Origin of the sequence: Streptomyces pseudogriseolus (genome assembly GCA_002154585.1) — a bacterium.
Lineage (GTDB): Bacteria > Actinomycetota > Actinomycetes > Streptomycetales > Streptomycetaceae > Streptomyces > Streptomyces pseudogriseolus.
In genome coordinates this window covers 1-7,227 of record MUNG01000145.1, presented here as the reverse complement: position 1 = coordinate 7,227, position 7,227 = coordinate 1, and the positions used below count along the sequence as shown (strand labels likewise).

The following is a 7,227-nucleotide window of genomic DNA, read 5'->3' as shown; positions in this document are numbered from 1 at the left end:
GTACCCGCCCGCCCCCGGCAGCGCCCTCAGCGACTCCCGTCCAGCAACACCCGCGCCACCAACGCCGGATCGTCGTTCATCGGCACATGCCCGCACCCGGGCAACCGAACCAACCGCGCCCGCGGAATGATCTGCTTCGCCCGCACCCCCTGCCGGGGGATCAGCAGACGGTCCCGCGCCCCCCACGCCACCGTCACCGGAACACCCCGCACGTCCTCCGTGAACCGCACGGACCCGCCCGCCCGCAACGTACGGGCGAACCCGGTCGCCTCGGCCAGCGCCCGCGTCTCCGCGACCACCGCCTCCGGCGCACGGCGCCCGGGCCGGGCGTAGATCGTGCTGGTCAGCACGGACCGTCCGACCGCGGACCGGGCCAGCCCTTCGACCACCCGCGGCGGCATCCGCTCCGCGATCCCCCGCATGGCAGCCAGCACGGCGAAGGCGTACCGCCGCTCGGCCCGCGTCCAGAAACCGGCGGGGGACAGAGCCGTCACCGACCGCACCAGCTGTGCCCGTCCCATCTCCAGCGCCAGCAGCCCGCCCAGGGAGTTGCCCGCGACATGCGGCCGGTCCAGCTCCAGCGCCTCGCACAGGGCGCCGAGCGCGGCGGTCATCGTGGGCAGGTCGTGGTCGAGGCCGTCGGACAGGGCGGGGGAGGCGCCGAAGCCGGGCAGGTCCACGGCGATCACCTCGCGCTCGGTGGCGAGGATGTCCACGACCGGGTCCCAGGCCTGCCGGTGATGCCCGATGCCGTGCAGCAGGAGCAGCGGTTCACCGCGCCCCACGCGCGCGTAGGACATGGTCACGGTCCCCGGGCCGCGCTCAGTGGTGACCTGGCAGGTGACGGTCGCGGACATCAGGTGCTCCTCGTTCGGACGCGCGGGCAAGGTCTCACGGAAAGGGGTGTCGCCTGACACCGTGGGCCAGCTTGGCAGCAATCCCTACCGACGGGTAGCCCGTCGCGCCGGCCACCGCTTCCGACCGCCCCCGACCGTCCGGGCGCCGCCTGGACACACCCCCTCCTCGTGCGTTGGGATGACTTCGTGACCGCCGACACCACGACCGAGCTCTTCGAGGAACACCGGTCCGTTCTGATGGGCGTCGCCTACCGCATGCTGGGGCGGGTGGCCGACGCGGAGGACGTCGTGCAGGACGCGTGGCTGCGCTGGTCCGGCGGCGACCGGTCCGAGGTCCGCGAACCGCGTGGCTTCCTGGTGCGGATCACCACCCGCCTGGCCGTCGACCGGCTCCGGCAGATCAAGGCGCGCGGCGAGACCTATGTGGGCCCCTGGCTGCCCGAGCCCTACGTCACCGACTTCGGCGACACCGTGGCGGACGGCGCGGAGCGGGCCGTGCTCGCCGACTCCGTGTCCCTCGCGGTGCTCGTCGTCCTGGAGACGCTGTCCCCGCTGGAGCGCGCGGTGTTCGTGCTGCGCGAGGCGTTCGGCCACCCGTACGCCGAGATCGCGGCCATGCTGGACCGCGGCGAGCCGGCCGTACGCCAGCTCGCCGCCCGCGCCCGCCGCCACGTCGACGAGCGACGGCCCCGCTACGACGTCGACCCCGCCCGCCGCCGCGACCTCACCGAACGCTTCCTGGACGCGGCCGCCGGGGGAGACCTGGCCGGCCTGCTGGAGCTGCTCGCCCCCGACGTCCGGCTCGTCGGCGACAGCGGCGGCAAGGCGCGCGCCCCGCTGCGGGTCCTGGACGGCGCCGACCACGTGGGCCGCTTCTTCGTCGGCGTGGCGGGCAAGGGGGTGCCGGACGTGTCCGTGCGCATGGTCGAACTCAACGGCGGGCCCGCCCTGCTCGTGCTGTCCGGCGGGAAGCCCGACACGGTCGTGCAGATCGACGCCGACGGGGACCGCGTCCGTACGGTTTACGTGGTCCGCAACCCCGACAAGCTGGCCGCCCTCGCCACGCTCCCGTAGGCGCGTTCGTCCAATTCCGTGAGCGCCCCCGCCGCACCGTGCTGCGGGGCGCTCTCGCATGGTGTCGATTGGTATTGACCAAGTCCTGTGGCCCCCCTATCGTCGCTGATAAGTGAAACAACCTTTAATAAACAAGGGCGCTAAAACGCCGCCGGACACGGCGATCGTGGAGGACAGGGTGGGGACCACGCAGCTGGAATCGGTGCCGGAACCGAAGTACTGGCATCTGAAGACCGTGCTCAGCGAGGCGCTGGACTCGGAGTTCGCCGTGGGCGAGATCCTGCCCAACGAGCGTGACCTGGCCGCCCGCTTCGGCGTCGCGCGCGCCACGCTCCGGCAGGCGCTGGAACAGCTGGAGCTGGAGGGCCGGTTGCAGCGCCGCCGCGGGGTGGGCACCACCGTCGCCCCGCCGCGCATGGGCGTCTCCGTCGGCAGCGAGCAGCACGCCTGGCCCGGCGGCCCGCACGACGCGTGGCACGCCGTGGACTGCCGGCTCGAGGTGCCGCCCGCCGCGCTCGCCGAGACCCTGGTGACCGCCACCGACGAGGCCGTGCACATCGTGCGGCGCTCCCGCGTCTCCCGCGGCCAGCCCGTCGCGTCCGAGCTGCTGTACATCCCGTCCGCCTCGGTGCCCGACCTCTCCGGCATCGACGCCCCGTCCGGCGCGGCGCGGGCCCGCGCGGTGCTGCGCGAACTCCAGCGGCTGGAGCTGGAGCGCCAGGAGAACGCCGTGGAGCTCGGCTCGGCCGGCGCGGACGCGGCGAAGGAACTGGACCGCCTGCCCGGCGCCCCCGTCCTCGTCGTCACCACCCGGCACATCGCCCGCGGACGCACCGCCGCGCTCTCGGTGGCCACCTACCGCGCGGACACCTGCCGGCTGACCTTCGGCGACTCCGGCGGTGTCGAGATACACCACGGGCCCGAGCGTCAGGCGTCCTGAGTCCCAGGCGTCCGGAACGGTCTCGACGCGCCGCGGGGTCCGCCCCGCGGCGCGCGCCCGTCAGCGACGGGCCGTCACCGTGCCCTCCACCGCGAACAGCTGTTCCTCGACATGGTCGAGCGCCAGCCGCACCGCGCCCGTCGCCACCGCCGCCTCGCCCAGCAGCGACAGGGCGACCTCCGGCGGGCGCAGGCAGTAGCGGGCGAGCTCGCGGCGCAGCGGCTCCAGCACCCCGTCCAGACCGGCCGCCCAGCCCCCGATCACCACCAGCTCCGGATCGAGCGCCAGCACCAGCGCCGCCACGTCGTGCACCAGCCGCTGGATGAACCTGTCCATCGCCGCCAGCGCCCGCTGGTCGCCCTGCCGCGCCTGCGCGAACACCTGGGCCACGGCCTGCTCGTCCAGCGGGTGCAGCGGCTCGTCCGTGGTCGACAGCAGCGTCTCCGGCGTCGCCTCACGCCCCAGCAGATGCAGCGCCCCGATCTCGCCGGCCGCCCCGCCGTACCCGCGGTGCAGCCGCCCGCCGATCAGCGAACCGGCCCCCGGGCTCAGCCCCGCCATCACGAACACCACGTCGTCGCGGTCCTTCGCGGAGCCCTTCCAGTGCTCCGCGACCACCGCCGCGTTGGCGTCGTTCTCCACCAGCACCGGGCACTTGAAGGAGCGGCCCAGCCGCTCGCCGAGGCCCAGCCCGGTCCAGCCGGGCAGCGCCGTGCCCAGCCGCACCGTGCCGTCCGCGTCGACGATGCCGGGGGTGCCCACGCCGACCGCCCGCAGCGAGCCGCGCGGCACCCCGGCCCGCCGCAGCAGCTCCCCGACGGCCGTCCGCAGCCGGTCGAGACGTTCGTCGGCGTCGACCGTCTCGTCCACGTCCCGCACCTGCGCGCCGATCACCCGGCCGTCCAGATCGGCCAGCAGCGCGGCCACCCGGTGCACGCCGATCTCCAGGCCCAGCAGATGCCCCGCCTCCGCCCGGAACCGGAACCGCCGGGCCGGGCGGCCCTGTCGCCGCGCCGCGCCCTCGTCGGCCGCGGCCTCCACGACGAGGCCGGCCTCGATCAGACCCTCCACGACGCCCTCGACGGTCGGCCGGGACAGCCCCGTCACCCGGGTCACCTCGGTCAGCGTCGCGCAGTCCGTGGCCCGCAACGCGTGCAGCACCACCGCGGAGTTGATCCTCCGCAGCAGCGAGGGATCCCCGCCGGTCAGCCGCCCCACCGTCCGTCCTCCCAGCTCGTACGCGTGTTGCGCGGATCGTACTCGTCACGCCACCCCCCCGGCGACCACCGGCCGGCCACCCCGCACCAGGCCCACCCTCATCAGCCCGGCGCCACGAACCCCGACTCGTATGCCGTGATCACCGCCTGTGTGCGGTCCCGCGCGCCCAGCTTCGCCAGGACCGCGCTCACGTGCGTCTTCCGCACGGGGGAGGAACAGCCCGCCCGCGGGGGAGGCCCCGCAGGGGTCCGGTCCGCCACGCTGCTGCCATGACCAGCATCGACGTCCGCGACCTCACCAAGGAGTACGGCACCGCACGAGCCGTCGACCACCTCACCTTCACCGTGCCGCCCGGCCGCGTCACCGGCTTCCTCGGCCCCAACGGGGCAGGGAAGTCCACCACCATGCGCCTGGTGCTCGGCCTGGACCACCCCACCTCCGGCTCGGCCGGCCTCGGCGGCCGGCCGTACGCGTCCCTGCGCGACCCCCTGCGCCGGGTGGGCGCGCTGCTCGACGCCGGCGCCGCGCACGGCTCCCGCACCGGCCGCGACCATCTGCGCGTCCTGGCGGCGACCCACCGCATCCCGGACCGCCGCGTGGACGAGGTGCTCGAGGAGACCGGGCTGGGCCCGGCCGCCCGCCGCCGGGCGCGGACGTACTCGCTCGGCATGCGGCAGCGCCTCGGCATCGCCGCCGCGCTGCTCGGCGACCCGGAGGTGGTGATGCTCGACGAGCCGTCCAACGGCCTCGACCCGGAGGGCATCGTGTGGATCCGCGGCCTGCTGCGCCGGCTCGCGGACGACGGGCGGACCGTGCTGGTGTCCAGTCATCTGATGACCGAGACGGCCGCGTTCGCCGACCACCTCGTCATCCTCGGCCGGGGCCGGCTGCTGGCCGACACCTCGGTGCGGGAGTTCATCGACGCGCGCGTACGGCCCGCCGTACGGGTCCGCACCTCCGACCCCGACGCGCTGGAGAACGCCCTGGCCCGCCACGGCCACCGGGCGGTGCGCCACCCCGACGGCCATTGGAGCGTGCCCGACGCGCGCGTGGACGACATCGGGCGCCTCGCCTCCGCCGAGGGGGTGCCGCTCCTCGAACTCGCCGCCGACGAGGGCACCCTGGAGCAGGCCTATCTGGACCTGACCGCCGCCGACACCGAGTTCGCCGCCCAGCCCCAGGAGGCCTGACCGTGCCGTTCGCCCCCGTCTTCCGCTCCGAGTGGCTGAAGATCCGCACCGTCCGTTCGCTGCTCGCGACCCTGTTCGTGCTGTTCGCGGTGACCACTGCGTTCTCCGCGCTGGCCGGTCTGGACCCCGAGGACCCGGGCGCCGACCCGCTGTTCACGGCCCTGTCCGGCACCACCCTGGGGCAGATCGCCGCCCTCACCTTCGGCTCCCTCGCCGTGTCCGCGGAGTACCGCGAAAGCGCCGCCGTACGGCTGTCGTTGACGGCGGTCCCGCGGCGCGGGCTGTGGTTCGCCGCCAAGGCGGCCGCGATCGCCTCCGTCGTGCTGGCCGTGGCCCTGGTGACATGTCTCGCGGCGCAGCTCGCGGGGCTGGCCGTACTCGGCGCCGCGGCCGACGGCCTGACCACCGCCGACCAGGTCCGCGGAGTGCTCGGCGGCGCCGTCTACCTCACGCTCATGGCGCTGTTCGCGGCCGGACTGGCGACGCTGCTGCGCAGCGGGGTGGCCACCCTGTCGGTGCTGATCCCGTTCATCCTGATCGTGTCGTTCGTGGTCGGCGACGCGCTCGGCGCCGTCGTCGACTTCCTGCCGGACCGCGCGGGGCAGACGGTGCTGCGCGGCGAGCCCGACGGAACGCTCGGCCCCTGGACGGGACTTGCCGTCACCGCGTGCTGGACGGCCGCGGCCCTGCTGGCCGGGGCGTGGCGGCTGCGCCGTCGGGACGCCTGAGACCTGGCCGGCTGACCCGCCGCCAACTGTCAGTGGCGGCGGGTTTACTGGAGCCATGAACCTCGCCCGGCACATCGCCCTCATCGACGAACTGTGCTTCCGGCCCTTCCCGGCGGAGCACGGTCCGTCGGACGTCGGCTTCTCGGGTCCGGGCCACCATGTCGCGGTGCTGGAGTCCGGTGACCGCCCGGACGCCGATCCGGCGGGCTGGGCGGTGACGGTGGACCAGTTCGAGAAGGGCCGCGACGCGGTGTACGAACTGCTCGCCTCCCGCTGGGGCGACACCGACCCGTACAACCTGCGGACGGTGCAGCTGCGCACGGAGCGGGAGGACATACCCGAGCCGTGGGCCTGGCTCAGTCACCTCGCGGACCTGGCCTGGTTGTGGGAGGTGCGGGGGACCGGCCGCTGGGTCGCGGTCGCCCTCGCCGACCGGGACCCGGCGGACGCTGTGCAGCTGCTTGCCGTGGTCACGGAGACGGCGCCGCCCTAGAACACGCGAGCCCCTCGGACACCCGTCACTCCCGCTCCGCCGCCTCCCGCAGCCGAGCGAACTCCTCGGCGAGCGTCGTCGGCGTCCAGTGCGCGTTCAGCCCGCTGGGATTGGGCAGCACCCACACCCGGGACGCGCCGATGGTCCTGACCTGCGGCCCCACCGCGGCCTTACGGTCGTCGAACGCCGCGCGGTACGCGGTCACCCCGAGCACCGCCAGCCAGCGGGGACGCAGCCGGGTCACCTTCACGGCCAGCTCCCGCCCGCCCTGCCGGTACTCCTCGGCGGTCAGCTCGTCGGCCCGCGCGGTCGCCCGCGCCACCACGTTGGTGATGCCGAGCCCGTACGACAGCAGTTCGTGCTGCTCCGACGGCGGCAGCAGGCGCGGGGTGAAGCCGGAGCGGTGCAGCGCGGGCCAGAAGCGGTTGCCGGGGCGGGCGAAGTGGTGGCCCGTGGCGGCCGTCATCAGACCCGGGTTGATGCCGCAGAACAGCACCCGCAGACCGTCCGCGACCACGTCCGGCACGAGGCGGTCGCGGGCGGCCTCCAGCTCCTGCTGGGTGAAGCGCCTCAGAGGATCGCCCCGGGGGTGTAGCCGGCGGCCTCCGGGTGCTGCTTCACGATCGCGTCGATCCGGGCGACCACGGTGGCGACCTGGTCGCTCGCGGCGCCCGTGAAGGACAGCTTGTCCGCCATCAGCGCCTCCAGTTCGGCGCGGCCGAGCGGC

8 protein-coding genes and 2 pseudogenes are annotated in these 7,227 nt (G+C 74.7%); 5 read left to right on the top strand and 5 right to left on the bottom strand.

The window, feature by feature from the left end; genetic code table 11:
• Nucleotides 1-26 precede the first annotated feature (26 nt).
• Complete coding sequence (locus tag CCN29_RS14780) at nt 27-857, bottom strand: alpha/beta fold hydrolase (protein ID WP_031016372.1); 831 nt, start codon at nt 855-857, stop codon at nt 27-29.
• Nucleotides 858-1,043: 186 nt separating this feature from the next.
• Here CCN29_RS14780 and CCN29_RS14775 point away from each other — a divergent pair, with 186 nt between their 5' ends.
• Nucleotides 1,044-1,931, top strand: a complete 888-nt coding sequence (locus tag CCN29_RS14775) for an RNA polymerase sigma-70 factor (protein ID WP_031016373.1) — start codon at nt 1,044-1,046, stop codon at nt 1,929-1,931.
• A gap of 178 nt (nt 1,932-2,109) precedes the next feature.
• The gene (locus CCN29_RS14770) at nt 2,110-2,871 is read left to right on the top strand and encodes a GntR family transcriptional regulator (RefSeq protein WP_006135257.1); all 762 of its coding nucleotides are present in this window, start codon (nt 2,110-2,112) and stop codon (nt 2,869-2,871) included.
• A 60-nt stretch (nt 2,872-2,931) separates the two neighbouring features.
• Here CCN29_RS14770 and CCN29_RS14765 read toward each other — a convergent pair whose 3' ends face one another.
• Together CCN29_RS14765 and CCN29_RS14760 are read right to left on the bottom strand one after the other, a co-directional pair.
• Nucleotides 2,932-4,089, bottom strand: a complete 1,158-nt coding sequence (locus CCN29_RS14765) for an ROK family transcriptional regulator (protein ID WP_031016374.1) — start codon at nt 4,087-4,089, stop codon at nt 2,932-2,934.
• A gap of 101 nt (nt 4,090-4,190) precedes the next feature.
• Nucleotides 4,191-4,289, bottom strand: a pseudogene (locus CCN29_RS14760) (DNA-binding response regulator); the annotation flags it as partial.
• 69 nt (nt 4,290-4,358) lie between these two features.
• Here CCN29_RS14760 and CCN29_RS14755 point away from each other — a divergent pair.
• From CCN29_RS14755 to CCN29_RS14745, 3 genes are read left to right on the top strand one after another with little or no spacing between them, the layout of a single operon-like run.
• Nucleotides 4,359-5,279: an ABC transporter ATP-binding protein gene (locus CCN29_RS14755; RefSeq protein ID WP_086682382.1), complete on the top strand. Its 921-nt coding sequence runs from the start codon at nt 4,359-4,361 to the stop codon at nt 5,277-5,279.
• 2 nt (nt 5,280-5,281) lie between these two features.
• Entirely contained in the window at nt 5,282-6,007 is a 726-nt protein-coding gene (locus CCN29_RS14750) for an ABC transporter permease (protein WP_006135252.1), read from the top strand.
• 55 nt (nt 6,008-6,062) lie between these two features.
• Complete coding sequence (locus CCN29_RS14745; RefSeq protein WP_006135251.1) at nt 6,063-6,500, top strand: hypothetical protein; 438 nt, start codon at nt 6,063-6,065, stop codon at nt 6,498-6,500.
• Nucleotides 6,501-6,525: 25 nt separating this feature from the next.
• On the opposite strand, the gene mug is transcribed toward CCN29_RS14745, so the two are convergent.
• A complete protein-coding gene (mug, locus tag CCN29_RS14740; RefSeq protein ID WP_006135250.1) occupies nt 6,526-7,026 on the bottom strand; it encodes a G/U mismatch-specific DNA glycosylase in 501 nt (166 codons plus the stop codon).
• A 44-nt stretch (nt 7,027-7,070) separates the two neighbouring features.
• Nucleotides 7,071-7,227: pseudogene (locus CCN29_RS34915) on the bottom strand (adenylosuccinate lyase); the annotation flags it as partial.